Source organism: Vibrio sp. Vb1755, from assembly GCF_033338635.1.
GTDB lineage: Bacteria > Pseudomonadota > Gammaproteobacteria > Enterobacterales > Vibrionaceae > Vibrio > Vibrio alginolyticus.
The window spans coordinates 37,499-64,437 of the sequence record NZ_JAWOTA010000018.1 but is presented as its reverse complement, the minus strand read 5'-3'; the positions used below and the strand labels follow the sequence as shown (position 1 = coordinate 64,437).

At 45.0% G+C, this 26,939-nt stretch carries 28 protein-coding genes; 26 read left to right on the top strand and 2 right to left on the bottom strand.

Translation table 11 applies throughout. The features are described from left to right. Window positions 1–59 precede the first annotated feature (59 nt). From tgt to R7E00_RS15825, 6 genes are all read left to right on the top strand, one after another. Window positions 60–1,196, top strand: a complete 1,137-nt coding sequence (tgt, locus tag R7E00_RS15850) for a tRNA guanosine(34) transglycosylase Tgt (RefSeq protein WP_262606322.1) — start codon at window positions 60–62, stop codon at window positions 1,194–1,196. Between the two features lie 177 nt (window positions 1,197–1,373). Next, on the top strand, window positions 1,374–1,703 hold the full coding sequence (gene yajC, locus R7E00_RS15845) for a preprotein translocase subunit YajC (protein WP_005381725.1): 330 nt from the start codon (window positions 1,374–1,376) through the stop codon (window positions 1,701–1,703). 21 nt (window positions 1,704–1,724) lie between these two features. Further along, the gene (gene secD / locus R7E00_RS15840) at window positions 1,725–3,581 is read left to right on the top strand and encodes a protein translocase subunit SecD (protein ID WP_080960089.1); all 1,857 of its coding nucleotides are present in this window, start codon (window positions 1,725–1,727) and stop codon (window positions 3,579–3,581) included. Between the two features lie 14 nt (window positions 3,582–3,595). Then, window positions 3,596–4,543 (top strand): protein translocase subunit SecF, encoded by a 948-nt coding sequence (gene secF, locus R7E00_RS15835; protein WP_005383689.1) that lies wholly within the window; start codon window positions 3,596–3,598, stop codon window positions 4,541–4,543. A gap of 164 nt (window positions 4,544–4,707) precedes the next feature. Beyond that, window positions 4,708–5,124 (top strand): hypothetical protein, encoded by a 417-nt coding sequence (locus tag R7E00_RS15830; protein ID WP_258481651.1) that lies wholly within the window; start codon window positions 4,708–4,710, stop codon window positions 5,122–5,124. 141 nt (window positions 5,125–5,265) lie between these two features. Continuing rightward, window positions 5,266–5,577: a hypothetical protein gene (locus R7E00_RS15825; RefSeq protein WP_258481650.1), complete on the top strand. Its 312-nt coding sequence runs from the start codon at window positions 5,266–5,268 to the stop codon at window positions 5,575–5,577. Window positions 5,578–5,647: 70 nt separating this feature from the next. Here the strand turns inward: R7E00_RS15825 and suhB are convergent, their stop codons facing one another. After that, a complete protein-coding gene (suhB, locus tag R7E00_RS15820) occupies window positions 5,648–6,451 on the bottom strand; it encodes an inositol-1-monophosphatase (protein ID WP_005381722.1) in 804 nt (267 codons plus the stop codon). A 231-nt stretch (window positions 6,452–6,682) separates the two neighbouring features. On the opposite strand from suhB, the gene trmJ reads away from it, so the two are divergent. The 20 genes from trmJ (at window position 6,683) to R7E00_RS15720 (ending at window position 25,465) form a co-directional block, all read left to right on the top strand. Next, a complete protein-coding gene (gene trmJ / locus R7E00_RS15815; RefSeq protein ID WP_005383693.1) occupies window positions 6,683–7,402 on the top strand; it encodes a tRNA (cytosine(32)/uridine(32)-2'-O)-methyltransferase TrmJ in 720 nt (239 codons plus the stop codon). Window positions 7,403–7,527: 125 nt separating this feature from the next. After that, window positions 7,528–8,034: a Fe-S cluster assembly transcriptional regulator IscR gene (gene iscR, locus R7E00_RS15810; RefSeq protein WP_005381720.1), complete on the top strand. Its 507-nt coding sequence runs from the start codon at window positions 7,528–7,530 to the stop codon at window positions 8,032–8,034. Between the two features lie 28 nt (window positions 8,035–8,062). Next, window positions 8,063–9,277 carry an IscS subfamily cysteine desulfurase gene (locus tag R7E00_RS15805; RefSeq protein ID WP_005381719.1) on the top strand — a complete coding sequence of 405 codons (1,215 nt, stop codon included), beginning with the start codon at window positions 8,063–8,065 and terminating at the stop codon, window positions 9,275–9,277. A 38-nt stretch (window positions 9,278–9,315) separates the two neighbouring features. Continuing rightward, a complete protein-coding gene (gene iscU / locus R7E00_RS15800) occupies window positions 9,316–9,699 on the top strand; it encodes a Fe-S cluster assembly scaffold IscU (RefSeq protein WP_005381718.1) in 384 nt (127 codons plus the stop codon). Window positions 9,700–9,769: 70 nt separating this feature from the next. After that, the gene (gene iscA, locus R7E00_RS15795) at window positions 9,770–10,093 is read left to right on the top strand and encodes an iron-sulfur cluster assembly protein IscA (RefSeq protein WP_005381717.1); all 324 of its coding nucleotides are present in this window, start codon (window positions 9,770–9,772) and stop codon (window positions 10,091–10,093) included. Between the two features lie 55 nt (window positions 10,094–10,148). Next, window positions 10,149–10,664 (top strand): co-chaperone HscB, encoded by a 516-nt coding sequence (gene hscB / locus R7E00_RS15790; RefSeq protein WP_042521163.1) that lies wholly within the window; start codon window positions 10,149–10,151, stop codon window positions 10,662–10,664. Between the two features lie 21 nt (window positions 10,665–10,685). Next, window positions 10,686–12,539, top strand: coding sequence for a Fe-S protein assembly chaperone HscA (hscA, locus tag R7E00_RS15785; protein ID WP_017820567.1), 1,854 nt, complete (start codon window positions 10,686–10,688; stop codon window positions 12,537–12,539). Window positions 12,540–12,552: 13 nt separating this feature from the next. Continuing rightward, entirely contained in the window at window positions 12,553–12,891 is a 339-nt protein-coding gene (fdx, locus tag R7E00_RS15780) for an ISC system 2Fe-2S type ferredoxin (RefSeq protein ID WP_005381713.1), read from the top strand. A gap of 44 nt (window positions 12,892–12,935) precedes the next feature. Continuing rightward, on the top strand, window positions 12,936–13,130 hold the full coding sequence (iscX, locus tag R7E00_RS15775; RefSeq protein ID WP_005381711.1) for a Fe-S cluster assembly protein IscX: 195 nt from the start codon (window positions 12,936–12,938) through the stop codon (window positions 13,128–13,130). A 161-nt stretch (window positions 13,131–13,291) separates the two neighbouring features. After that, entirely contained in the window at window positions 13,292–14,590 is a 1,299-nt protein-coding gene (gene pepB, locus R7E00_RS15770; protein WP_151514537.1) for an aminopeptidase PepB, read from the top strand. A gap of 95 nt (window positions 14,591–14,685) precedes the next feature. Then, the gene (gene ndk / locus R7E00_RS15765; RefSeq protein ID WP_042521171.1) at window positions 14,686–15,111 is read left to right on the top strand and encodes a nucleoside-diphosphate kinase; all 426 of its coding nucleotides are present in this window, start codon (window positions 14,686–14,688) and stop codon (window positions 15,109–15,111) included. Window positions 15,112–15,483: 372 nt separating this feature from the next. After that, the gene (locus R7E00_RS15760) at window positions 15,484–16,611 is read left to right on the top strand and encodes a bifunctional tRNA (adenosine(37)-C2)-methyltransferase TrmG/ribosomal RNA large subunit methyltransferase RlmN (protein ID WP_017633913.1); all 1,128 of its coding nucleotides are present in this window, start codon (window positions 15,484–15,486) and stop codon (window positions 16,609–16,611) included. 436 nt (window positions 16,612–17,047) lie between these two features. After that, window positions 17,048–17,998, top strand: coding sequence for a cytoskeleton protein RodZ (rodZ, locus tag R7E00_RS15755; protein WP_005383707.1), 951 nt, complete (start codon window positions 17,048–17,050; stop codon window positions 17,996–17,998). Window positions 17,999–18,004: 6 nt separating this feature from the next. Beyond that, window positions 18,005–19,123, top strand: coding sequence for a flavodoxin-dependent (E)-4-hydroxy-3-methylbut-2-enyl-diphosphate synthase (gene ispG, locus R7E00_RS15750; RefSeq protein ID WP_005381699.1), 1,119 nt, complete (start codon window positions 18,005–18,007; stop codon window positions 19,121–19,123). A 26-nt stretch (window positions 19,124–19,149) separates the two neighbouring features. Then, the gene (gene hisS, locus R7E00_RS15745) at window positions 19,150–20,418 is read left to right on the top strand and encodes a histidine--tRNA ligase (RefSeq protein ID WP_005381698.1); all 1,269 of its coding nucleotides are present in this window, start codon (window positions 19,150–19,152) and stop codon (window positions 20,416–20,418) included. Window positions 20,419–20,544: 126 nt separating this feature from the next. Beyond that, window positions 20,545–21,159 carry a YfgM family protein gene (locus R7E00_RS15740; RefSeq protein ID WP_262606321.1) on the top strand — a complete coding sequence of 205 codons (615 nt, stop codon included), beginning with the start codon at window positions 20,545–20,547 and terminating at the stop codon, window positions 21,157–21,159. 12 nt (window positions 21,160–21,171) lie between these two features. After that, window positions 21,172–22,332: an outer membrane protein assembly factor BamB gene (gene bamB, locus R7E00_RS15735; protein WP_005381696.1), complete on the top strand. Its 1,161-nt coding sequence runs from the start codon at window positions 21,172–21,174 to the stop codon at window positions 22,330–22,332. Window positions 22,333–22,499: 167 nt separating this feature from the next. Continuing rightward, the gene (gene der, locus R7E00_RS15730; RefSeq protein ID WP_005381694.1) at window positions 22,500–23,996 is read left to right on the top strand and encodes a ribosome biogenesis GTPase Der; all 1,497 of its coding nucleotides are present in this window, start codon (window positions 22,500–22,502) and stop codon (window positions 23,994–23,996) included. Between the two features lie 59 nt (window positions 23,997–24,055). Further along, on the top strand, window positions 24,056–24,931 hold the full coding sequence (locus R7E00_RS15725) for an alanyl-tRNA editing protein (RefSeq protein ID WP_115386389.1): 876 nt from the start codon (window positions 24,056–24,058) through the stop codon (window positions 24,929–24,931). A gap of 309 nt (window positions 24,932–25,240) precedes the next feature. Beyond that, window positions 25,241–25,465, top strand: coding sequence for a zinc ribbon domain-containing protein (locus tag R7E00_RS15720; RefSeq protein WP_012842112.1), 225 nt, complete (start codon window positions 25,241–25,243; stop codon window positions 25,463–25,465). Window positions 25,466–25,478: 13 nt separating this feature from the next. Here R7E00_RS15720 and xseA read toward each other — a convergent pair whose 3' ends face one another. Beyond that, complete coding sequence (gene xseA / locus R7E00_RS15715; RefSeq protein ID WP_017633909.1) at window positions 25,479–26,810, bottom strand: exodeoxyribonuclease VII large subunit; 1,332 nt, start codon at window positions 26,808–26,810, stop codon at window positions 25,479–25,481. Window positions 26,811–26,939 lie beyond the last annotated feature (129 nt).

Here is a 26,939-nt window from a genome sequence, read left to right as displayed (position 1 = left end):
AAAGTAGGGTAGAGCCCTAAACACTCAGTCAGACTGTTTCTCTGACACCCGGAGGCATCGTGAAATTAAAATTCGATCTTAAGAAGAAAAACGGCAATGCACGTCGTGGTCAACTGACTTTCGAACGCGGCACTGTTCAAACTCCTGCGTTCATGCCAGTAGGTACTTACGGTACCGTTAAAGGTATGACACCAGAAGAAGTAAAAGGTACTGGTGCAGAAATTCTGCTAGGTAATACGTTCCACCTGTGGCTACGTCCTGGTCAAGAAGTGATGAAAATGCACGGTGACCTGCACGATTTTATGAACTGGCACGGTCCTATTCTTACTGATTCAGGCGGCTTCCAAGTATTCAGCCTTGGTAAGATGCGTACGATCACTGAAGAAGGTGTCCATTTTCGTAACCCAGTAAACGGTGACAAGATTTTCATGGACGCAGAAAAGTCGATGGAAATTCAAAAAGACCTGGGCTCTGACATCGTTATGATTTTTGACGAGTGTACGCCTTACCCAGCGACACACGATGAAGCGAAGAAATCGATGGAAATGTCATTACGCTGGGCACAGCGTTCACGTGACCACTTCGAGAAGCTAGAAAACCCGAACAACCTATTTGGTATTGTTCAAGGTGGTGTTTACGAAGATTTACGTGATGTGTCGGTAAAAGGTCTAACGGAAATCGGTTTTGACGGTTACGCGGTTGGTGGTTTGGCAGTAGGTGAGCCTAAAGAAGACATGCACCGTATTCTTGAGCATACTTGTCCTCAACTTCCTGAAGACAAACCTCGCTACTTGATGGGCGTAGGTAAGCCAGAAGACTTGGTTGAAGGTGTTCGTTGTGGTATCGACATGTTTGACTGTGTAATGCCAACGCGTAACGCACGTAATGGTCACTTATTTGTGACTGGTGGTGTGATCAAGATCCGTAATGCGAAACATAAAACGGATACAACACCATTGGATCCGCATTGTGACTGTTACACTTGTCAAAACTACAGCAAGTCGTACCTTCACCATTTAGAGCGTTGTAATGAAATCTTAGGCGCTCGCTTGAATACAATCCATAACCTGCGTTACTACCAGCGTCTGATGGAAAGCATTCGTAAAGCAATTGATGAAGATCGCTTCGATGAATTTGTTACTGAGTTCTATGAGCGTCGTGGCCGTGAAGTGCCACCACTAGCAAAAGAGCAGTAATTGAAAAACTAAAAGAATTAAAGCCTTTGGCATGTCGCCAGAGGCTTTTGCTAATAAAGTAGGCTAACGCACGTTATTTTTGAGAGAGCGATCTCTATTAGTTACTCTCAGACTTGAATCTAAAATGCGAAAGCCCAATTTGTTTGATTATCAATAAAATATAATGAGGATGTTTTAATGTTTATTTCTCAGGCTCACGCAGCAGCAGAAGGCGCGCCAGCAGGCGGTGGTTTTGAAATGCTAATCATGCTTGGCATGTTCGCAGTGATCTTTTACTTCATGATTTACCGCCCACAAGCGAAACGCGTAAAAGAACACAAAAACCTAATGGCTTCTATGGGCAAAGGCGACGAAGTTTTAACTAGCGGTGGCCTAGTGGGTAAAATCACTAAGATTGCTGAAGACAATGACTACATTTCAATTGAGCTTAACGCGAACAATGAAGTAGTAATCAAGAAAGACTTCATCACTGCAGTGCTACCAAAAGGTACGCTTAAGTCTCTATAAAACAGCTAAAGGATCCTCGCTGTGCTAAACCGTTATCCATTATGGAAGTACTTGATGGTGCTTTTTGCCATCATCACCGCTGCGTTATACGCACTTCCAAATATCTACGGTGAAGATCCGGCTATTCAAGTTACAGGGGCGCGTGGCGCCTCTGTAGATATGTCAACGCTGGATGCTGTCACTACTGCTCTTAACAAAGAGCAACTTTCTCATAAATCCATTGCTCTCGAAGATGGATCAATTCTTGTTCGTTTTAACGACACTGACACACAAATCAGTGCTCGTGATGTCATCAGCGAAGCGCTAGGCAAAGACACAATTGTTGCACTTAACCTTGCACCTTCTACACCCGATTGGCTAGAAGCGATTGGCGCGTCACCATTGAAGCTAGGTCTTGACCTTCGCGGTGGTGTTCACTTCTTAATGGAAGTGGATATGGATGCAGCGATGGAAAAGCTTATTGGTCAACAAGAAGAAGCTTTCCGTAGCGAACTTCGTGACGCCAAGATTCGTTACCGTGCAATCCGCCCTTCTGGAAAAGAAGCGGTAGAAGTGTTGTTGCGTAACGAAGAGCAATTAGCAGAAGCGAAAGCAACGCTAGAAAAGAATCACCCGGACATGATTTTTGTCGATTCTGATTCAAATGGCCGTTACGCTCTTACTGCAACCTTTACTGAGCAACGTTTACAAGAGATCCGTAACTATGCTGTTGAGCAAAACATTACGATTTTACGTAATCGTGTCAACGAACTAGGTGTTGCGGAACCATTGGTTCAACGTCAAGGTGCTAGTCGCATTGTAGTTGAACTGCCTGGTGTTCAAGACACTGCTCGTGCAAAAGAAATTCTCGGAGCTACGGCAACGCTTGAATTCCGTGAAGTTGATGATAAAGCTGACCTATCGGCAGCGGCAAATGGTCGTGCGCCAGCAGGTAGTGAAATCAAGATGGACCGTGATGGTCGCCCAGTTGTGCTTAAGAAGCGCGTTATTCTTGGCGGTCAAAGCATCACAGATGCAAGCTCAAGTGTTGATGAATATGGTCGTCCACAAGTTAACATCTCGCTAGACAGCGAAGGTGGTAATAAGATGTCTGCGTTCTCTAAGAAGAACATTGGTAAGCTAATGGCTACCGTGTTTGCAGAATACAAAGACAGTGGCCGTCGTACGCCTGAAGGCAAAGTTATTCTGGATAAGCATGAAGAAGTCATCAACCAAGCAACGATTCAATCGGCTCTTGGTCGTAACTTCCGTATCACAGGTATCGACTCTGCTGCAGAAGCACACAACCTAGCACTTTTACTACGTGCTGGTGCACTGATTGCACCTATCTCTATCGTTGAAGAACGTACCATTGGTCCATCAATGGGCCAGCAAAACATCGATATGGGTATCCAAGCATGTATCTGGGGTATGGTTGCCGTAATGCTATTTACGCTGCTTTACTACCGCGGCTTTGGTTTGATTGCAAACATCGCTCTAATGGCAAACTTGGTGCTTATCATTGGTGTTATGTCGATGATTCCAGGCGCTACCATGACGCTTCCGGGGATAGCCGGTATCGTGTTAACAGTCGGTATGGCGGTTGATGCGAACGTACTGATCTTCGAGCGTATCCGTGAAGAAATTCGTGATGGACGCAGTCCACAACAAGCGATTCACCAAGGTTACGCGAATGCATTCAGCACGATTGCTGATGCGAACATCACAACACTAATTACTGCAATCATTCTATTTGCGGTCGGTACAGGTGCGGTGAAAGGTTTCGCAGTTACTCTATCTATCGGTATCTTAACTTCAATGTTCACCGCCATTATTGGTACACGTTGTATCGTGAACCTGATCTACGGTGGCAAACGCGTTGATAAATTGTCGATCTAAGGCTGGGAATTAATATGTTTCAAATTCTAAAAGCAGAGAAGACGATCGGCTTTATGCGTTGGTCGAAAGTAGCATTCGTTTTTTCAATTATAATGATTGCTGCTTCTATCTTCACTTTGTCAACCAAGTGGCTTAATTGGGGGCTAGATTTCACTGGCGGTACGCTTATCGAGGTAGGTTTTGAACAGCCAGCAAACCTTGAAGAGATTCGTGCAGCACTAGATTCAAAAGGCTTTGGCGATGCGACAGTACAAAACTTCGGTAGTGCTCGTGAAGTCATGGTCCGTCTTCGTCCACGTGATGACGTTTCTGGTGAAACGCTAGGTAACCAAATCATTGGTGCTATCAAAGATGGTACTGGCGAAAGCGTAGAAATGCGTCGTATTGAGTTCGTAGGTCCCAACGTTGGTGATGAGCTAACAGAAGCTGGTGGTCTAGCGATCTTGGTATCGCTGATCTGTATCCTGCTTTATGTATCGATGCGATTTGAATGGCGTCTAGCGGCTGGTGCGGTAATGGCATTGGCTCACGATATAATTATCACGCTAGGTGTCTTCTCGTTTCTACAAATTGAAGTTGACCTGACCATCGTAGCTGCGCTACTGACAGTTGTGGGCTACTCACTCAACGATACCATCGTTGTATTTGACCGGATTCGTGAAAACTTCCGTAAGATGCGTAAGGGTGAACCTTCAGACATTATGGACGCCTCAATCACTCAAACGTTGAGCCGTACATTGATTACATCTGGTACGACGTTATTCGTAGTAATTGCACTGTTCATGCAGGGTGGTGCGATGATTCACGGCTTCGCAACTGCACTACTACTAGGTATCACTGTTGGTACTTACTCTTCTATCTACGTAGCATCAGCACTAGCGCTGAAACTGGGCATCCAGAAAGAGCACTTGATGCCACCTCAAGTAGAAAAAGAAGGTGCAGAGTTCGACGAAATGCCATAAGGCCGATTGAGAACCGAAAACAAAAACCGCTGAACAATCAGCGGTTTTTTTATGCCTGATAGATTCGATAGTTTCATTTTTTTTTTGAGGTACTTCCAGTTTGAATTGTAGTTTTTTGATTGAGTTGAATATCGGAAGTATGTTCAACAATTTCGGAGGAAATAATGTCAAGGCAAGCTGAAATAAAAGTACAGTTACTGAAGTTTGTAGAGATTTCTTACAAGCACAATAAAGGCGTTACCACCAAGCTAGTTACTGGAGGGAAAAGGTTCAAGTTAGCAGTTGATGAGTCAGGTAAAGTAACTTTATCTGGTGAGCTTGGATTTACTAAGTTTGAAGTTTCAAAAGAAATGGTTGAAGAGCTGGGCATAAAATTAAAAGCCGTTTCTGTTACTTTTAAAACTACTCGTGATGGTGTTTTGACTTACAGTGGGAGTGTTTCTCTTTGTGGTGTTGTTTCCTTTGGTGTTACAGGGCAGGTAAATGTCCGAGAGCTTTTAGAGCAGTGCGAGTGGGGGCTTTGTAAGTACAGATTTAAGCCGAGTAAAATTGATCAAGCGCTCCGTGAAGCTGGGGTTTAGTTGGTTATGCTAAATAGAATTCTACCTATTCCGGTTTTACTAAGTGTTTCAGCGCCCTGCATCGCAAGTCCACTCCACGATACTTACCTTGATATACGTAATAATTTATACAAGATGCAGTATATAGAGGTGGTAGAAGCTATGGCAGGACCAAACCTATCGGTTGAAGAGCTAAATAGTATTAAGTCTCACCCAATAAAGTTTGGTCATCAATTTCCATTTTTATCATCTATCCCATCAAGTTTGGTTACAGAGCTGTCTTACTTTGAAGAATACAGTGAGGATGGAGGAGTTGGGTGTCTTTCTGTAAACGGCTTTGGTGATGTATACCAGCCAGTCACGGTTTCGCTGCAGTTTTTAATGAAGGAACAAGTATGGAAGGTTAAGCACGTAAAAATAGACCACTTACCTGACTACGACCGTTTCTACAAACAGGCTGATTGTTCGAAATAAAAAAGCCCCGCTCATTGAGCGGGGCTTTCTAAAGTCATCAGCGTGACGGGCTAGATATGACTTTCAAATCTTACTTAAGGATCGCGCTGTTACCGTTTTCGCGGATGTGCTTAAGGATAGATTTTACGCCACGAGCGCTTGAAGCAACGATGTTACCAGACTTCATGTAGTCAGTGCCGCCAGCAAAGTCAGTTAGGATTGCGCCAGCTTCACGAGCAATAAGCTCACCTGCTGCCATATCCCAAGGTTTTAGGCCTAGCTCGAAGTAACCATCAACACGGCCAGCAGCCACGTAACAAAGGTCAAGAGCAGCAGAGCCGCTACGACGGAAATCAGCACATTCAGTGAATAGCGCACCAACGATCTTGATGTAAGACTCAGCGTGTTGTTTCTGCTTGAATGGGAAGCCTGTTGCTAGAACAGTGCCTTGAAGGTCTTTTAGTTGAGCAACACGAATACGTGCACTGTTTAGTTGAGCGCCGGCACCGCGTTGTGCAGTGAATAGCTCGTTTTGCATTGGATCGTAAACACAAGCAACTTCAGTTTTGCCCTTAATACGAACAGCGATAGAAACCGCGAAAGTTGGGTAACCTTTTACAAAGTTAGTGGTGCCATCCAGTGGGTCGATGATCCATTGTACGTCTTTATCTTTACCTTCGATAAGACCTTGTTCTTCAGCAACGATACAGTGCTCAGGGTAAGACTGCTTGATAGTATCGATGATGATGTATTCTGCTTCTTTGTCTACGTTAGTGACAAAGTCATTAGTGCCTTTAAGAGTAGATTCTACTTTATCAGTGTTTTCTAATGATTTAGCAATATGATTGCCTGCCTTTCGCGCAGCGCGAATAGCAATGTTTAGCATTGGATGCATACGAATTTCCCAACGGATGTTAAAGAACAAATGAAAGCGGCGGCGAGTATACCAGAGATAATTAAAAAGGGAAGTGGTTATTTTTTGTTCTAAATGCGGCTGGTTGAGTGTACAGAGCATACTGCGGACGAGAACAATAACCAAGAATGAGAAGAGAGGTCTGCTTGCCTCTAGGGTGTCTTAAAAAACTATGATAACATTCTGCGGTTTTAATTTAGGTAGCAAACACAGATGTTGGATCAAGTAAAAATTGTACTCGTAGGTACCTCTCATTCAGGCAATATTGGCTCAGCAGCTCGAGCAATGAAAGTGATGGGTTTAAACCAACTAGTATTAGTCGATCCACAATGTGAAGTGGATGAACAAACTCTTGCTTTAGCTGCGGGTGCTGGTGATATTGCTCAAAATGCAAAGATTGTCGGCACATTAGAAGAAGCGGTTGAAGATTGTGGCCTTGTTGTGGGTTCTAGCGCCCGCTCTCGTACATTAGAATGGCCAATGCTCGAGCCACGTGAATGCGGTGAGAAATTTGCAGTTGAAGGCCGAAAGCATCCGGTTGCGCTCGTGTTTGGCCGAGAAAGAACTGGTTTGACAAACGAAGAGCTACAAAAGTGCCACTACCATGTTTGTATTCCCGCTAATCCTGAGTACAGCTCGCTTAACCTAGCTATGGCTGTACAAACTCTCAGTTACGAAGTGCGAGTTGCACACTTGAACTTAGAGCAAAGCCAGTTTTCCCCAAATGAATCGGAAGAATACCCGCGTCATCGAGAACTCGAAATGTTCTTCGAGCATCTTGAAAAGGTGATGGTTGAGACCCAGTTTATTAACAAAGAGCAACCTGGACAGGTGATGAATAAGTTGCGCCGTTTGTTCTCTCGTGCTCGACCAGAAACCCAAGAACTTAATATTCTACGAGGCGTTTTGACTTCGATAGAAAAGAAGTTCTGAGTAAATAATAACCACTTTAGGTGTAAGGATGAATACCTGAGTAAAATGGTCAAATAAATACTTGACCAAATTACTCAGGTATGGAAAAATCTTAACCATTACAAACCATGTGGATACGGTGTGGTATGAAACTTACATCTAAAGGAAGATATGCGGTGACAGCCATGCTGGATGTGGCACTGCATTCGCAACAAAACCCTGTACCTCTGGCTGATATTTCAGAGCGTCAAGGGATCTCGCTCTCTTACTTAGAGCAGCTATTTTCAAAATTGCGTAAAGCAGGTCTCGTTGCCAGCGTTCGTGGTCCTGGTGGTGGTTACCGACTTGGTGCCGACGCTCACAGTATCGCTATTGGTACCGTGATTGCTGCCGTTGATGAGTCAGTAGATGCAACCAAATGCCAAGGTAAAGGAGATTGCCAAGGTGGAACACGTTGCCTTACTCACACGCTGTGGCGTGACCTAAGCTCTCGCATTAGTGACTTTTTGAATAACATCACTCTTGGTGAGTTGATGACAGACAATGAAGTACTCGAAATTTCTGATCGTCAGGACATTGATCTGGCGGTAACCCATGGGCTATCAAACAAAAATACAACCGCCGCGCCCATCGGTGTAAACGTCCGCTCTTAGCGGTCAGCTTTTTACATTGGAGTAGAGAATGAAACTGCCGATTTATCTTGATTATTCCGCTACATGTCCAGTTGATCCACGTGTTGCTGAAAAAATGGTTCAGTACATGACAATGGATGGCACATTTGGCAACCCAGCGTCACGTTCGCACCGTTACGGCTGGCAGGCAGAAGAAGCGGTCGATACTGCTCGTGAGCAAATTGCTGACCTTCTAAATGCAGATCCTCGCGAAATCGTATTTACATCTGGTGCGACAGAATCAGACAACCTTGCGATTAAAGGTGCAGCGCACTTTTACTCGAAGAAAGGCAAGCACGTAATCACTTGTAAAACAGAGCACAAAGCCGTTCTTGACCCATGTCGTCAACTTGAGCGTGAAGGCTTTGAAGTGACTTACCTTGAGCCAGAATCAAATGGCTTGATCGATCTAGAGAAGCTTAGAGCAGCCATGCGTGATGACACCGTGCTTGTGTCTATTATGCATGTAAACAACGAGATTGGTGTGGTTCAAGACATTACAGCGATCGGCGAACTGTGCCGTGAGCGTAAAATTGTTTTCCACGTGGACGCTGCGCAATCTGCTGGTAAATTACCAATCGACGTTCAAGAGATGAAAGTTGATCTAATTTCACTTTCTGCTCACAAAGTTTACGGTCCTAAAGGTATCGGTGCACTTTATGTACGTCGTAAGCCTCGTATTCGTCTTGAAGCGCAAATGCACGGTGGCGGTCATGAGCGTGGTTTCCGCTCTGGTACACTACCTACTCACCAAATCGTAGGTATGGGTGAAGCATTCCGCATTGCAAAAGAAGACATGCAAAAAGATTACGATCATGCTTTAGCGCTTCGTAACCGTCTTTTTGATGGCGTGAAAGACTTAGAAGCAGTGACGGTAAACGGTGACTTTGAGCAGCGTGTACCACACAACCTAAACATCAGTTTCGCATTCGTAGAAGGTGAATCACTACTAATGTCGCTTAAAGATCTAGCGGTATCTTCTGGTAGTGCTTGTACGTCTGCAAGCCTTGAGCCTTCTTACGTTCTTCGTGCCCTAGGCATGGATGACGAATTGGCTCACAGCTCGGTTCGTTTCTCGTTTGGTCGTTTCACGACTGAAGAAGAAATTGATTACGCAATTGAACAAATCCGCGTTGCAGTGACTAAGCTACGCGACATGTCTCCTCTATGGGATATGTACAAAGAAGGGATTGATTTGAGCACTGTTGAATGGGCTCACCATTAATCTCAGGGATTGAAATAGAGGATTCGAGGTAATTTATCATGGCATACAGCGAAAAAGTAATTGATCACTACGAGAACCCACGTAATGTTGGTTCATTCGATAAAGAAGATCCATCAGTAGGTAGCGGCATGGTTGGCGCTCCTGCGTGTGGTGACGTAATGAAGCTTCAAATCAAAGTGACACCTGAAGGTATCATCGAAGATGCGAAGTTCAAAACATACGGTTGTGGTAGTGCAATCGCATCAAGCTCACTAGTAACTGAGTGGGTAAAAGGTAAGTCAGTTGATGAAGCGGCAGCAATTAAAAACTCTGAGATTGCTGAAGAGCTAGAGCTTCCACCAGTGAAAGTTCACTGTTCTATTCTTGCTGAAGATGCAATCAAAGCAGCGGTTGCTGACTACAAGAAAAAACACCAAGAATAATTATTCCGTAATATAATGGGAGCTTTGACGCTCCCATTCCAATCGAAATTTAGACAGACTAAGGTGCAGTATGGCCATCACAATGACAGAATCAGCGGCAAGTCGCGTAAGAGCATTCCTAGATAACCGAGGCAAAGGTATCGGTTTACGTCTTGGAGTGAAGACGACTGGTTGTTCCGGCATGGCATACGTACTTGAGTTTGTTGATGAGCTCAATGAAGAAGACGAAGTATTTGAACTCTCTGGAGTGAAAATTATCATCGATCAAAAGAGCTTAGTGTACCTAGATGGTACTGAATTGGATTACGTGAAAGAAGGGTTGAATGAAGGTTTTGAATTCAACAACCCTAACGCGAAAAGTGAATGTGGTTGTGGTGAAAGCTTCAACGTCTAATTGATTGTCCTTCTGGGCAAACGAGTCCGGAAGGCTTTACTAGGACCCGAACTTAATGAATCACTTTGAATTATTTGGGCTACCAAGTCAGTTTAAGCTGGATGGTAGCCTTCTTTCTTCTCAGTTCCGAGAACTACAAAAACGCTTCCACCCGGATAACTTTGCAACGGGCTCAGAACGTGACCGTTTGATGGCGGTGCAAAAGGCGGCGCAAATCAACGATGCCTATCAAGTTCTGAAAAATCCTATTTCTCGCGCCGAGTATATCCTCGCTGAGCAAGGTGTTGAGATCCGAGGTGAACAGCAAACAATGCAAGATCCGATGTTCTTAATGGAGCAAATGGAACTGCGCGAAGAACTGGAAGAGATTGCTGACAACTCCGATCCTGAATCGGCGCTTTTTGACTTCGACTCTAAGGTCAGCAAAATGTACAAACAGCATCTGGCAAGCGTCGAGCAAGAGCTTGATGATGGTCTATGGGCTGAAGCCGCAGACCGAGTTCGTAAGCTAAAATTCATTGCCAAACTAAAGAACGAAATTGAGCTAGTCGAAGACAAACTCCTCGGCTAGTAAGCGTGACAAGGACCTATCATGGCACTACTTCAAATCGCAGAACCGGGCCAAAGCTCGGCACCTCATGAGCATAAGTTAGCAGCGGGTATCGACTTAGGTACTACCAACTCTTTGGTTGCTTCTGTACGTAGCGGCGATGCAACTCCACTTGCGGACGAGCAGGGCCGTACTATTTTACCTTCAGTCGTTAATTACGCTGAGGAAACGTTAACGGTCGGCCACGAAGCCAAAGCCAAAGCAGAGTTTGAACCAGAGAACACGATTATCTCTGTAAAACGTTTGATCGGTCGTTCATTAAAGGACATTCAGTCCCGTTACTCTTCACTTCCTTATCGTTTTAAAGAGAGTGAAAACGGCCTGCCAATTTTGCAAACACCTCAAGGTGACAAAAACCCGATTGAAGTATCTGCGGACATCCTAAAAGTATTGGGTAAGCGAGCTGAAGATACGTTAGGTGGTGAGTTAGCAGGTGTCGTTATTACCGTTCCTGCTTACTTTGATGACGCGCAACGTGCAGGTACAAAAGATGCGGCGAAATTAGCTGGTCTTCATGTTCTCCGTCTACTTAACGAACCAACCGCTGCGGCAATTGCTTATGGCCTAGACTCAGGTCAAGAAGGTGTGATTGCGGTTTACGATCTAGGTGGCGGTACTTTTGATATCTCTATCCTACGTTTATCGAAAGGCGTATTTGAAGTATTAGCAACAGGTGGCGACTCTGCATTAGGCGGTGACGACTTCGACCATTTATTTGCCGATTATTTAATGGAGCAAGCGGGTCTAGAAGCGCCGCTTTCTGCAGAAAAGAACCGTACACTGTTGAACATTGCTACTGAAGCTAAGATTGCTTTCTCTGAGCAAGACAGTGTTGACGTTGACGTTTTTGGTTGGAAAGGCACCGTGACTCGCGAGCAGTTCGAAGATCTGATTCGTCCGCTAGTGAAGAAAACACTGATGTCTTGTCGTCGCGCATTAAAAGATGCGGATGTCGACGCAGATGAAGTACTCGAGGTCGTCATGGTTGGTGGCTCAACCCGTACATTGCTGGTTCGTGAAATGGTAGGCGAGTTTTTTGGTCGCACACCCCTGACAAGCATTAACCCTGATGAAGTTGTTGCAATCGGCGCGGGTATCCAAGCAGACATTCTCGCGGGTAACAAGCCTGACTCTGAAATGTTGCTTCTTGATGTGATTCCACTGTCGCTCGGTATTGAAACCATGGGTGGTTTGGTCGAGAAGATCATCCCCCGCAACACTACGATTCCCGTTGCGCGTGCGCAAGAATTTACCACATTCAAAGATGGCCAAACGGCGATGAGTGTTCATGTGGTACAAGGTGAACGTGAAATGGTTGATGACTGTCGTTCACTTGCTCGCTTCTCGTTAAAAGGTATTCCTCCGATGGCAGCGGGTGCGGCACATATTCGCGTGACTTACCAAGTTGACGCTGATGGCCTTCTTTCTGTTACGGCAATGGAGAAGAGCACTGGTGTTCAATCAGAGATTCAAGTAAAACCTTCTTACGGCTTAAGTGACAATGAAGTGGCGGATATGTTGCGTGATTCAATGACGCACGCAAAAGAAGACATGCAAGCTCGTGCCTTAGCTGAGCAGCGTGTTGAAGCCGACCGAGTGATAGAAGGTTTGATTGCAGCGATGCAAGCTGATGGTGATGACTTACTATCAGAACAAGAGAAACAAAACTTGATTAAAGCCATCGAAGCCTTGATTGAGCTGCGTAATGGTGATGATGCAGATGCGATAGAGCAAGGCATTAAAGATACCGATAAAGCGAGCCAAGATTTCGCATCACGCCGTATGGATAAATCGATTCGAGCTGCGTTGTCAGGTCAATCAGTAGACGATATATAAGAGATAAGTAGTTATGCCTAAGATTATTGTATTACCACACGACGATTTGTGCCCAGAAGGTGCAGTGTTGGAAGCAAACTCTGGTGACACCGTTCTAGACGTAGCGCTAAAAAACGGTATCGGTATTGAACATGCGTGTGAGAAGTCATGTGCGTGTACTACCTGCCACGTAATCATCCGTGAAGGTTTTGATTCACTAGAAGAAAGTGAAGAACTAGAAGACGACATGCTAGATAAAGCGTGGGGTCTAGAGCCTGAGTCACGCCTAGGGTGTCAGGCGAGAATTGCTGATGAAGACTTGGTGGTAGAAATTCCTAAATACACACTAAACCACGCTTCAGAAGATCACTAAAACTATCTTCCCAATATAGGGAAGAAGCAAAAGGAAGATGAGCAATGAAATGGACAGATTCTCGCGATATCGCGATTGAACTTTGTGACAAGTTTCCAGATGTCGATCCAAAAACAGTGCGTTTTACCGATCTTCATCAATGGATCATGGAGTTAGATGAGTTTGACGATGAGCCAAACCGTTCTAATGAAAAGATTCTAGAAGCCGTTATCATGTGCTGGATGGACGAAGCGGACTAAGTCTGTAAAACACAGCCTAGTTAACAATTCTTACTAAAAAAAGCGGACCTTTAGGTCCGTTTTTTTATCCAATTGACATTTTTGCCCTACATAATGCTAACATCCGTGAGTTATTAAAAAGAAGCAGCGTAGGCAACGCTGCTATAAGACAAGGAGAAACCATGTCTACACAGATGTCTGTATTTTTAAGTCAAGAGTCGGCAGCACCACATTGGGGTGAAAAAGCACTGCTTTCATTCGCTGAAAACGGCGCAACTATTCACTTAGGTGAAGGTCATGATCTCGGCGCAATTCAACGTGCAGCTCGTCAGCTAGATGGCCAAGGAATTCGTTCTATTTTTCTTTCTGGTGATAACTGGGATCTAGAGAGCGTATGGGCTTTCCACCAAGGGTTCCGTAACCCTAAAAAACATGGCTCAGTTGAGTGGGCAGCATTGTCTGATGAAGATCAAGCAGAGCTTCAAGCTCGTATTACTTCGACTGATTTTACCCGCGATATTATCAACAAAACGGCAGAAGAAGTTGCTCCTCGTCAGCTAGCGACAATGGCTGCTGAATTCATCAAATCTGTTGCGCCGAAAGGCACGGTGACAGCACGTATCGTCAAAGACAAAGACTTGTTGGCAGAAGGTTGGGAAGGTATTTACGCAGTAGGCCGTGGTTCTGAGCGTACTTCTGCGATGCTTCAGTTAGACTACAACCCAACTGGTGACGAAAACGCACCTGTATTCGCATGTCTTGTGGGTAAAGGCATCACCTTTGATTCCGGTGGTTACAGCTTGAAGCCTTCTACCTTCATGAGTGCTATGAAAGCAGATATGGGTGGCTCGGGTACTATCACTGGTGGCCTAGGATTAGCTATCTTGCGCGGTTTAAACAAGCGCGTAAAACTGATCTTGTGTTGTGCTGAGAACATGGTTTCTGGCCGTGCCCTTAAGCTTGGCGACATCATCACTTACAAAAACGGCAAAACCGTTGAGATTATGAATACCGACGCGGAAGGTCGCTTGGTGCTTGCAGACGGTCTTATCTACGCCAGTGAGCAAAAGCCTGAGTTAATCATTGACTGCGCGACGCTAACAGGCGCAGCGAAGAATGCGTTAGGTAACGATTACCATGCGCTAATGAGCTTTGATGATGAGCTATCGCATCAAGCGCTTACGGCGGCAAGCCAGGAAAAAGAAGGCTTGTGGCCGCTACCACTTGCTGATTTCCATCGAGAAATGTTGCCATCTAATTTTGCCGATTTATCGAATATCAGCTCTGGTGATTATTCTCCAGGTGCAAGTACTGCAGCTGCGTTCTTGTCTTACTTCGTTGAGGACTACAAAAAAGGCTGGTTACATTTCGACTGTGCGGGTACGTATCGTAAAGCCGCTTCTGATAAATGGGCTGCGGGAGCAACGGGTATGGGTGTCCGTACACTTGCTCGTTTCCTCAATGAGCAAGCTGGAAAATAAGATTGATTGCAGCACTCTCTTGTTTGAGTGCTGCTCTTACCCAGTAAGTCACTTTAAAAGCACAACTATTATTACAAGTACAGAAAGGAAATTTTATGGCTCTAGAAAGAACATTTTCAATCATTAAGCCTGATGCTGTAGAGCGAAACCTAATTGGTGAAATCTACAATCGTATTGAAAAGGCTGGCCTACGTATCATCGCTGCCAAAATGGTTCACCTGACAGAAGATCAGGCAAGCGGCTTTTATGCAGAGCATGAAGGTAAAGAGTTTTTCCCTCCTCTAAAAGAGTTCATGACATCTGGTCCTATTATGGTTCAGGTATTGGAAGGTGAAAATGCGATTGCACGTTACCGCGAGCTAATGGGTAAAACCAACCCAGAGGAAGCGGCATGCGGCACTTTGCGTGCTGATTACGCACTCAGCATGCGTCACAATTCAGTTCATGGTTCCGATAGCCCTGAGTCTGCCGCTCGTGAAATTGAGTTTTTCTTCCCTGAATCAGAAGTTTTCTCTCGCTAACTCGTTCATGCATCACTTTTGCGTGATGATCTAGTTCGTAACAACCTCGGATTTGTCCGAGGTTTTTTATTCCGTGTTCTCCATTTCATCGGCGAGTTCATTCGTAAGTACTCGCGAAGACGTTGGCTAATCTGAGCACCTTACAGGGGGAAAGCTTAGTTACGTGTGTTTCTTCTCACTGCTTTCTCTGCACCACTTCTACGCTTTTGCTGTCGGTTGTCTAATCATTATTCTCACCGTAAAGTCTGATTAAAATTTAATCGTTTTTATTTTAATGCCTTAGCAAACTCAGGGTCTTACACCCCTTGTTGTAGCTGAATAAAGGCTGTACAATTCGCGCCCTTATTCTTGTTTCAGTCATTGAGAGGCAACATGACCACTGAAAAAATCAATCTACTCGACTTTGATCGCAAAGGCATGCGTCAGTTTTTCGCGGAAGAACTTGGCGAGAAAGCGTTTCGTGCCGATCAGGTTATGAAGTGGATCTACCATTTCGGTGTAGATGACTTCGAAAAAATGACAAACATCAACAAGAAGCTGCGCGAAAAGCTTTTACACAAGTGTGAAATTAAAGCACCAACTGTAGCAGAAGCTCAGCATTCTTCAGACGGCACGATCAAGTGGGCAATGAAGGTTGGTGATCAGGATGTAGAAACGGTTTACATTCCAGAAGATGATCGCGCAACGCTTTGTGTATCTTCTCAAGTAGGTTGTGCATTGGAATGTAAGTTCTGCTCAACAGCACAGCAGGGTTTTAACCGTAACTTGAAAGTTTCAGAGATCATCGGCCAGGTGTGGCGTGCTGCACGTGAAATTGGTCTTGAGAAAGAAACAGGCCGTCGCCCAATTACGAACGTGGTGATGATGGGCATGGGTGAGCCGCTTCTTAATATGAAGAACTTGATTCCAGCACTGGAGTTAATGTTGGATGATCTTGGCTTTGGTTTGTCGAAGCGTCGCGTAACCGTATCAACATCAGGTGTGGTTTCTGGTCTTGATCAGATGACGGGCAAAATCGACGTTGCGTTGGCGATCTCTCTTCATGCGCCAAATGATAAGCTGCGTAGTGAAATCATGCCGATTAACGATCGTTGGGATATTCAAGATTTCCTAGCATCCGTTCGTCGTTACATTGCTTCATCGAATGCAAACCGTGGCAAGGTAACAGTCGAGTACGTGTTGCTTGATCATGTGAACGATGACATGGACCATGCACGCGAGCTGGCTGAATTGATGAAAGACACACCATGTAAGATTAACTTGATTCCGTTTAACCCGTACCCAGGTTCACCTTACAAGAAACCAAGTAACTCACGTATTGATCGCTTCCAAAAAACATTGATGCAATACGAGCACACAGTTACGGTTCGTAAAACACGTGGTGATGACATTGATGCCGCATGTGGTCAGTTGGTCGGTGATGTAATTGACCGAACTAAACGTACGGCAATGCTGAAAGCGTCACGCGGTGCCGATACCATTGAAGTGAAAGCTGTATAAACGACCGGAATTCAAAAATAGCCAGAGCCATTCGCTCTGGCTATTTTGTTTATTGTTTAGGACATTTTCGCCAAGATTTGGGACTATCACTCTTCAACCTAAGGTTATTTGGGTATAATTTCGAATTCCTTTGTCAAAGTTTGGACAAAAGCTTGAGCTATCTGTTAGTTTGAGTGTAAAGAGTTTTTGTCTTCGTTGCGCATTCGCTTATCATGATATGTAACACTAACGATGACACCGATAATTCTCAGCACTTTCTCACATACGTTTTGCTGATTTTTGCAAAACGGGTATTCGCACTCAGATCGCTGAGAGTTTCTTAAAATTATTATTTTTGGTTAACGCGTTTAGGCTAGCTATCTTTTAAAGAGGCTTAAGAACAATAACGAAAATACATGACCACGTTAGCCACTAAAACAGATTAAATACCGCCATTATGACAGAACACGAAAATACGAATGAAGTGCCACTCTCTATTGAAGCTGGCACATTACTGAAAAACAAACGTGAATCCTTGGGAATGAGCCAAAAGCAAGTTGCCGATCGCCTGAGGCTTCGCATTTCTGTGATTGAAGATATTGAAAATAACCGATTTGAATCTCAACAAGTCGCGACATTTACGCGTGGTTACTTACGCTCTTACGCTAAATTCGTAGGTCTTGATGAGAAGGTGGTTTTGACGGCGTTAGAGCAGACTGCCGATGCTCAGCCTCAAGAGCAAGAAATTGAAATGCAAAGCTTCTCTCGTAAAACAAAAGACGAGAAGCACAATAGCCGTATTATGCTCCTTACTTGGGTTATCGGGCTAGTCATTATTGGCATTTCAGCTGCATGGTGGTGGCAAAACCAACAAGAGAATAGCCTAACTAAGGAAGTAACGGATTCAAGTGTTGAAGCGCCGCAGCCCACTGCTCAAGAATTAGCTGATATCGATTTGATGACGGCTGAAGAGTTAATCGCAAGCACTCCTGAAGAAGTTGCTTCAACTAATGAAGGTGTTGCTGAATTGACTGAAGCACCCGTTGAGCAAGGGGCGGATCCTTTGCTGACTGAAACTGAAAATACAACAAGCGTAGATTCTGAAGAACCTGTTGCCGTGATTGAAGCGGCGGAAGAGGAACAGCCTGCGCCAGTAGTACCTGAAGGCATGACACTTCTTACTATGAAGTTTAAAGCGGACTGTTGGATTCAAGTAAAAGACACCAATGGTAAAACGCTGGTAAGTGGTACTCATAAGCCAGGACAAGATGTAGAACTTACCGGAAAAGCGCCATTTAAAGTGATATTAGGCGCACCGGAAGGGGTTACAATGACATTTGCAAGTGAACCTGTCGACCTTTCTGGGTATACTTCAGGCAAAGTAGCTAGATTCACTCTACCGTTATAAAAAATTATGCAACACGAATCTCCAATTATTCGTCGTAAATCGACGCGTATTTATGTGGGTGATGTGCCAATTGGTGATGGTGCGCCAATTGCAGTACAGTCAATGACTAACACTCGCACGACTGACGTAGAAGCGACAGTCGCTCAAATCCGAGCACTAGAAAAAGTCGGCGCAGATATCGTTCGAGTTTCTGTACCTACGATGGACGCAGCAGAAGCTTTCAAACTGATTAAACAGCAAGTTTCTGTACCATTAGTGGCTGATATTCATTTCGACTATCGTATCGCGCTGAAAGTTGCGGAGTACGGAGTTGACTGTTTACGTATCAACCCAGGTAACATCGGCAATGAAGAGCGCATTCGCGCTGTTGTTGATTGCGCTCGCGATAAAAACATCCCGATCCGTATTGGTGTCAATGGTGGATCTTTGGAAAAAGATCTACAGATGAAATACGGTGAGCCTACGCCAGAAGCCTTGGTTGAGTCGGCGATGCGTCACGTAGATCATCTCGATCGTCTTAACTTTGACCAATTTAAAGTTAGCGTGAAAGCTTCAGACGTTTTTCTTGCGGTGGATTCATATCGTCTGCTGGCGAAGAAAATCGATCAGCCTCTTCATTTAGGTATCACAGAGGCGGGTGGTGCTCGAGCTGGCGCTGTTAAGTCATCTGTTGGCTTAGGTATGCTGTTATCTGAAGGGATAGGCGATACGCTGCGTATCTCTTTGGCTGCCGATCCAGTTGAAGAAATCAAAGTTGGTTTCGACATCCTTAAATCTCTGCGCATTCGCTCTCGAGGCATCAACTTTATTGCGTGCCCAAGCTGCTCACGCCAAGAATTCGATGTGATTGGTACGGTGAATGCACTGGAGCAACGTTTAGAAGACATCATCACTCCAATGGATGTGTCTATCATCGGTTGTGTGGTAAACGGCCCTGGTGAAGCAGAAGTTTCTCACTTAGGTCTAGCAGGTAGTAACAAGAAGAGCGCATTCTACGAAGATGGTAAACGCCAGAAAGAGCGCTTTGATAACGATGACCTTGTGAATAAGCTAGAAGCTAAGATCCGTGCGAAAGCAGCTATGATGAATGGCGAAAACCGCATCGAAGTTAAAGTACAAGATTAATCTCAACGAGAATTACGGTAAGTATTGTGGCAAAAACAATTCAAGCAATTCGAGGCATGAACGATTGCCTCCCAACTCAGTCGCCACTGTGGCAAAAATTAGAAAACACAGTGAAAAATGTAATTAGCGCATACGGTTATAACGAAGTGCGCATGCCAATCGTTGAAGAAACAAACCTATTCAGCCGCGCTGTTGGTGAAGAAACAGACGTCGTTTCAAAAGAAATGTACACTTTTGATGACCGTAACGGCGACAGCCTAACACTTCGCCCAGAAGGTACGGCGGGTTGTGTACGTTCATGTATCCAAAACAGCCTGATCAACCGTGATGAACAGCGTCTGTGGTACATGGGGCCTATGTTCCGCCATGAACGTCCGCAGAAAGGTCGTTACCGTCAATTCCACCAGTGTGGTGTTGAGGTGTTTGGTCTAAATGGTCCAGATGTTGATGCAGAGCTTATCATGATGACGGCGCGTCTATGGCGTGAGCTAGGTATCAATGAACATGTTCGTCTTGAGCTGAACTCTATCGGTTCTCAAGAAGACCGCGCAGACTACCGTACTGCACTGGTTGCATTCCTTGAGCAACATATTGATGTGCTAGATGAAGATTGTAAGCGTCGCATGCACACGAACCCACTGCGTGTTCTGGATACGAAGAACCCAGACGTTCAAGCTATTTTAGGTGATGCGCCTCGCCTTTCAGATTACTTGGGTGAAGAATCTAAAGCACACTTCGCAGGTCTATGTGAACTTTTAGACGCCGCAGGTATCAAATACACAGTTAACGAACGTCTAGTTCGTGGTCTGGATTACTACAATCGCACGGTATTTGAGTGGATCACCGAGAGCCTAGGTGCTCAAGGCACTGTATGTGGTGGTGGTCGTTACGATGGCCTTGTAGAGCAATTAGGTGGTAAACCAACACCAGCGGTTGGCTTTGCAATGGGCCTAGAGCGTCTAGTACTGATGCTAGAAACGTTGGAACTGACAGACGTTCGTCGCAGTGTTGACGTGTACGTAGTCACAGCGGGTGAAGGCACCATGATGGCAGGAATGAAGCTAGCAGAACAGCTTCGCGAGTCTGTTCCAGGCGTTCGTGTGATGAATCACTTCGGTGGCGGTAACTTCAAGAAACAGTTTAAACGCGCAGACAAAGTTGGTGCTGTTGTAGCATTAGTTCTGGGTGAAAACGAAGTTGCGGATAATACCGTAGTACTGAAAGACTTAGCTGGTGGTGAGCAAGAGACTTACAACCAAGCAGAAGTTGCAGAAAAGATCGCAGCACTGATTTAAGTCTTTTAGTAATCTAACAAAATTACATCCTAGTTCGTAAGCTAAGGCTCCCAAATGTGGAGCCTTTAAACGAAATAGGAACAATGGCAGCTAAGCTGCCATTTACATGTTTTAAGAGGACAGGAAGTGGAACTTTACGATACTGAAGAACAACAAGTTGAAGCCATTAAAGACTGGTGGAAGGAAAACGGCAAAGCCGTCATCATCGGTGCGGTTGTTGGTTTAGGTGGTCTATTCGGCTGGCGTTACTACCAGGATTCTGTGATTCAGGCGAGTGAAGCAGCTTCTCAAAGCTACACGACAGCAATGAATGCTTTGCAAGACAAAGGCACTGATGCTCAAGCTGACGTGAAAGCTTTCATTGAGTCAAATGAAGTAAAAGAATATTCAGTATTGGCTGCGCTACAACTTGCTAAAGCACAAGTTGAAGCTCAAGACCTTTCTGCTGCATTGGAGCAACTGAAGTGGGCGCAAAGCAACACTCAAGATGCTGCGTTGTTACCATTGATTAGTTACCGCATTGCGCGTATTGAGACGGAAATGGGTAACTTCGACTCTGCAACGGCAGAGCTAAGTAACGTCACTGATACAGCATGGACAGGTCGTATTGCTGAACTTCGTGGCGATATTGCGATTCGCCAAGGTGACAAAGATGCTGCGTACGCTGCGTATACTGAAGCTCAGCAAGCGGCAGATGCAAGCCCGACACTACAAATGAAATTGGACGATCTGGCGAAATAAGGACCGCATTGGATGAAAAGAGTCTTTAAGAAAGCCTTGCTAGGGGCGTTAACAATGGGAGTACTTGCCGGTTGTGCAGGTGAGAAAGACACCATTGTAATGGCGCCACTACCTCAGGTAGACAGTCAGTTTACAACCAGTAGTGAGTGGAGCACATCGGTTGGCGATGGTGTCGGTCATTACTTTTCAAAGCTATCCCCTGTATTTGCGAATGATACATTGTTCGTGGCAAGTCGTGATGGCTTAGTAAAAGCGCTGGATCCTGAGAATGGTAAACAACGTTGGCAAACGGACCTAGAAGAAGATGTCATTGCTCGTCTCTCTGGTGGTATCACAGCGGCATACGGAAACCTTTACATTGGCTCTGAGAATGGTGAAGTCATCTCTCTTGACCAAGAAACAGGTGAAATTGTTTGGCGTGTAAAAGTTGGTGGTGAGGTACTGGCGAAGCCAGTTGCAGATTCAGGCCTTATTATCATCAATACTAGCCGAGGCATGTTGATTGCCCTTAATGAGAGTACAGGTGAGCAACGCTGGGCATTGAGTACAGAAGTGCCGAACTTAACTTTACGTGGCGACAGTACTCCGACTGCAATTGGTGGCGGTGTATTTTGGGGAACGGCAAATGGCCGACTCGCAGCTGCTATCGTTGAGCGTGGCCAGTTGATTTGGCAACAGCCTGTTGGTACGCCAAAAGGCGCGACAGAAATTGATCGTTTGGTTGACGTTGATTCATCGCCAATTGTGCTAGGCGGTACTCTTTTCACCATTGGATACAATGGCCAACTTATCGCTATTGACTTGCGTTCAGCGAACCCGATTTGGAAGCGTAATTACTCATCTGCGACAGACATTTCTACAGATGGTAGTCGCATCTTTGTGATAACGGAAAAAGATCATGTTGTTGCCGTTGATTCACGAAGCGGAACTGAGTTGTGGGAAAACAGCTTGCTTGAGCACCGACAACTTACAGCGCCAGTTATTGTTGGCAATTATCTCGTTGTCGGTGACACGCTTGGTTACCTTCACTGGATGGATCGTTCAACGGGCGAATTTGTTGCGCAGCAGTTTGTCGATGATAGTGGCTTGGCAGTTGGCCCGACGTTATTGTCGGATGGTTATGTGATTACAACTCGCAACGGCGATGTAAAGAAACTAACCATTAACGAATAATATCGTGATATAATTCACATTCGGCTCCTGGCTGGTGACAGCTAGGAGCCGTTTTGTTGTTTGAATTTATTAACCCTGACGTGGTTATAGGTAAAAATCTGGTTTGATTTGGCATCGAGCAAGTCGTTACCTATAACTACAGAAGAAAGATTATTGTAGAGGTTGTTATGGTACCTGTTGTAGCTCTAGTAGGGCGTCCGAACGTAGGTAAATCTACACTATTTAACCGATTGACTCGCACTCGTGACGCGTTGGTTGCGGACTTTCCAGGCCTAACGCGAGACCGTAAATATGGCCAGGCGAGACTTGGTGAAGAGCACGAATTCATTGTGATTGATACCGGTGGTATCGATGGCACAGAAGAAGGCGTGGAAACAAAGATGGCAGAACAGTCATTAGCCGCGATTGATGAGGCTGATGTTGTGTTGTTCCTTGTTGACGGTCGTGCTGGTCTGACACCTTCAGATGAAGCAATTGCTGCGCATCTGCGTAAAATTGAAAAGCCAGCGATGCTGGTAGTAAACAAAATCGATGGTATTGATGCCGATGCGGCGTGTGCTGATTTTTGGCAGCTCGGAGTGGATGATATGTACCAGATTGCGGCTGCTCATGGCCGTGGTGTGACCGCTTTGCTTGAGCGTGCTTTATCTCCATTCTTTGATGATCTATTAACAAGTGAATCTGAAGACGGTGAGATTGAAGACCTGACTGGATTCGAAGACGAAGAGCCTCTTGTTGAAGATTACACTGAAGAAGACGCAGAAGCTGAATTCAAGCGCCTTCAAGAGCAGCCGATTAAGTTGGCGATCATCGGTCGTCCGAATGTAGGTAAATCGACACTGACTAACCGTATTCTGGGTGAAGAACGTGTAGTTGTATACGATATGCCAGGTACAACGCGCGATTCTATCTACATCCCGATGGAACGTGATGGACGCGAATACGTACTAATTGACACCGCAGGTGTTCGTCGTCGTGGTCGTATCAATGAAACGGTTGAAAAGTTCTCTGTTGTTAAGACGCTGAAAGCGGTAGAAGATGCAAACGTCGTTCTACTGGTGATTGATGCACGTGAAAATATTTCAGACCAAGACCTAAGCTTGCTTGGTTTTGCACTGAATGCTGGCCGCTCAATTGTCATCGCCGTTAACAAGTGGGATGGTCTAGACAGTGACGTGAAAGAAAGCGTGAAGAAAGAACTGGACCGCCGTCTAGGATTCGTCGATTTCGCGCGTATCCACTTTATCTCTGCGCTGCACGGTACTGGCGTTGGTCACTTATTTGAATCTATTCAAGAAGCATATAACTCGGCGACAACGCGTGTGGGTACGTCAGTACTGACGCGTATCATGAAGATGGCAGTGGATGATCACCAGCCGCCAATGGTTCGTGGTCGTCGTATCAAACTCAAATACGCACACGCAGGTGGTTACAACCCACCGATCGTTGTTATCCACGGTAACATGGTTCGTGAATTACCAGATTCGTATAAACGTTATCTGATGAACTACTTCCGTAAGTCTCTGGAAATTATGGGAACACCGATTCGCATTAACTTCCACAACAGTGATAACCCATACGAGAACCGTACGAATAAGCTTACGCTATCACAAGAGCGTAAACGTAAGCGTATGATGTCGATGGTGAAAAACCGCAATAAATAATGAAATTCGAATACCCAAGTTTCTACTTGGGTATTTTTTTATCAAAAGTAATCGTAAAAATGACTATCACAGCAACAAAGACTCGTTTTTGTCATCAAACATGGCAATTAGAAGCACAAATACAGCTCGTTCAATCTACGGAAGAAGTGACTTACGTTATTACAGATGTCACGCCGTTCCATCCCGTTAGTCACATATGGCCGGATCACCCTGCAGACAAAGGAACGTTGAAGGTGAATGGGGCTGAGCATGACGTAGTAGATTGCCAAGTTGGAGCAGTGGAGCAGGAGAGTGGTGCTTTGTATGTGGGTAGTGACATCCCTGTAAAGCGTGATGCTGAAGGTTGGGTGTTTGTCGTCGTGCATGTTTTATCACGTACGGAATCATTTGCAATTAATGACTTGGTAACATTAGCGGTAGATAAAGACTATCAAAATGCTTTGAGTCGAGGCCACACAGCAGGACACTTAGCGTATTTGGCGTTGAATAAAGTACTAGCGGAAGACTATTGGCGAAAAGACGCAGACCGCAAAGACCCACATGGTTATTATGACTTTAATAGCTATGCGCAAGTCACGAGTTATGTCACTCCAGACAAGTGCCTCGATACGTACCGTTTAGGCAAAACACTCCGTAAAAGAGGATTAAACAGTGCAGATATGCTGAATGACCTCCAGGCGATTGCAGAAAAAGTGAATGGCCAACTGGTTGAATGGCTTCAAAGAGATGCGATGATCACCATGGAATGCCACGGCGATAGATTAACGGATTCTCGCTATTGGAAGTGCGATTTAGGGGAAGGTCAATTAGCGGTAATCCCTTGTGGTGGAACGCATGCGAGCCATTTAAATGAGTTTGCTTTTATCCAAGTTAAACTCGTTGAGCTCGACGCTCAAACTATCGAAATGCACACCAATGTAAACACTGCTTTTTGAATAAGATCTTTTTATTAAATTCTGATTTTTCGTTTAATTAAATCTCTCTAAGGTTTTTTATTCTGTCTTAAATTGGAATGCAGAATATGTAACTTATGCTTTCGGTGTGTGGTTATATAAATATTCTTTTAAGGGGTGATCGCTGATCAAGGAGTAAATATCAGACGATCAGTATAAGATCCTACGTATCAAGTATGGTTAACGCCTCGTGAAACTTGTTGGGGCGGTGATGAAGATCAACATACTTGTTCGTTATTTTGAGTAGCATGCGTTACTCGAAATTGCTTAGTTTAGAGAGAGGAACGGGATATGCAGCAGAACATTTGCCCGACTTGCAATGTCGAACTGGAATGGACAGGACAATACCATTGTGCACAGTGTGAATCGGATTTTAAAAAAGTAGGTTTTTGCCCTGATTGTGAGGCGGAGCTGGAGAAGCTGCAAGCATGCGGTGCTGCGAGTTACTTTTGCAATGTGTGTAATGAACTCAAGTCAAAATCACGTGTCCGATTTGAGTTCCAGAAAATCAGTTAACCAGAGTTTGTATTCAGTTAACGGTAGAGCGAACGTCGCCTTCGGCTAATCGAGTAATCAATACATCTCCCGATTTTACATCTGAAGATTGCGTAATTACTTTTCCTTGCTCAGTTTGAGTAATTGAGTAACCTCGTTTCAATGTCGCTAGTGGGCTGACGGTGTCTAACTTCTCTGCAGCAATCGCGAGTTGATGGCGCATAGTCAGTAACTTGCGATCCATTGCATCCATGAGCTTTTGCTCAACACGTTCTAGCTTCGACTTCTGCTCGGCAAGGCGTGTTACAGGAGAATTTAATTGCAGCCGATAATGTTGACGCTCGATTCGCTGTTGACGCAAGGCAATAAAACGACTCATCGCTCGCTGTAAGCGCATGTCCAACTCATCTAACTGTTGCGTCTGACGTTGCAAGCGATAGCTTGGGTGCTGTCTCTCTAGACGGTGCACTAATTGAGCAGATTGCTGCTTTTGTTGTGCTAGGTAGTAACGCATCGCGCTCGCTAACTTATGCTGGCGGGTAACTAAAGCTTGATCTTTGTGGCTGTTATCACGGCTTACTAGCTCAGCGGCTGCTGATGGAGTAGGCGCGCGTACGTCGGCGACAAAATCAGCTATTGTCACGTCAACTTCATGTCCAACGGCGCTAATAATAGGAATTTGGCTTGCTGCAATCGTGCGAGCTAATATCTCGTTGTTAAAGCACCATAAGTCTTCTAATGAACCACCACCTCGGCCCACAATTAGCACATCACATTCATCACGGCTGTTAGCGCGACCAATGGCTTGTGCAATTTGAATGGCTGCGTCCTCACCTTGTACCACTGTCGGATAAATCACAACAGGTAGGGAAGGATCACGACGTTTCAATACGTCTAAGATATCGTAAAGCGCGGCACCAGTTTTCGATGTGATGACGCCAACACGTTTAGGGTGCTCAGGCAAAGATTGCTTATTGATTTGCGCGAACAACCCTTCTGCTGCAAGCTTCATTTTCAGCTCTTCAAACTCTTGTTGAAGACGGCCATCACCTTCCGGTTGCATGCTTTCGATGATCAATTGGTAGTCACCGCGAGGCTCATAAAGAGAAAGACGAGCTTTTACTAGGACTTGATTACCGTTAGCGGGCTTGAAAGTAACGCGGCGATTGTTACCACGAAACATGGCACATTTAACTTGAGCGCGAGAGTCTTTAAGAGTGAGGTACCAGTGACCAGAGACAGGAGCTGAAAAGTTGGATATCTCTCCGACGAGCCAAACGATCCCCATTTCGTTTTCAAGGAGTAAGCGAACTTCTGCGTTGAGACGAGAAACAGTAAAGATGTTTTGATTGGTCTTGGAGAGCACAGCTAATCTCTTAGACGTGAGTATGGAAATTAGCGGCAATATAATACATAGCAAGGGGGTAATTGCAAGAAAAAAATTAAAAAATTTGTGGTCAAGCGATTGCGTTAACCGTATAATCCCTCCGCAATA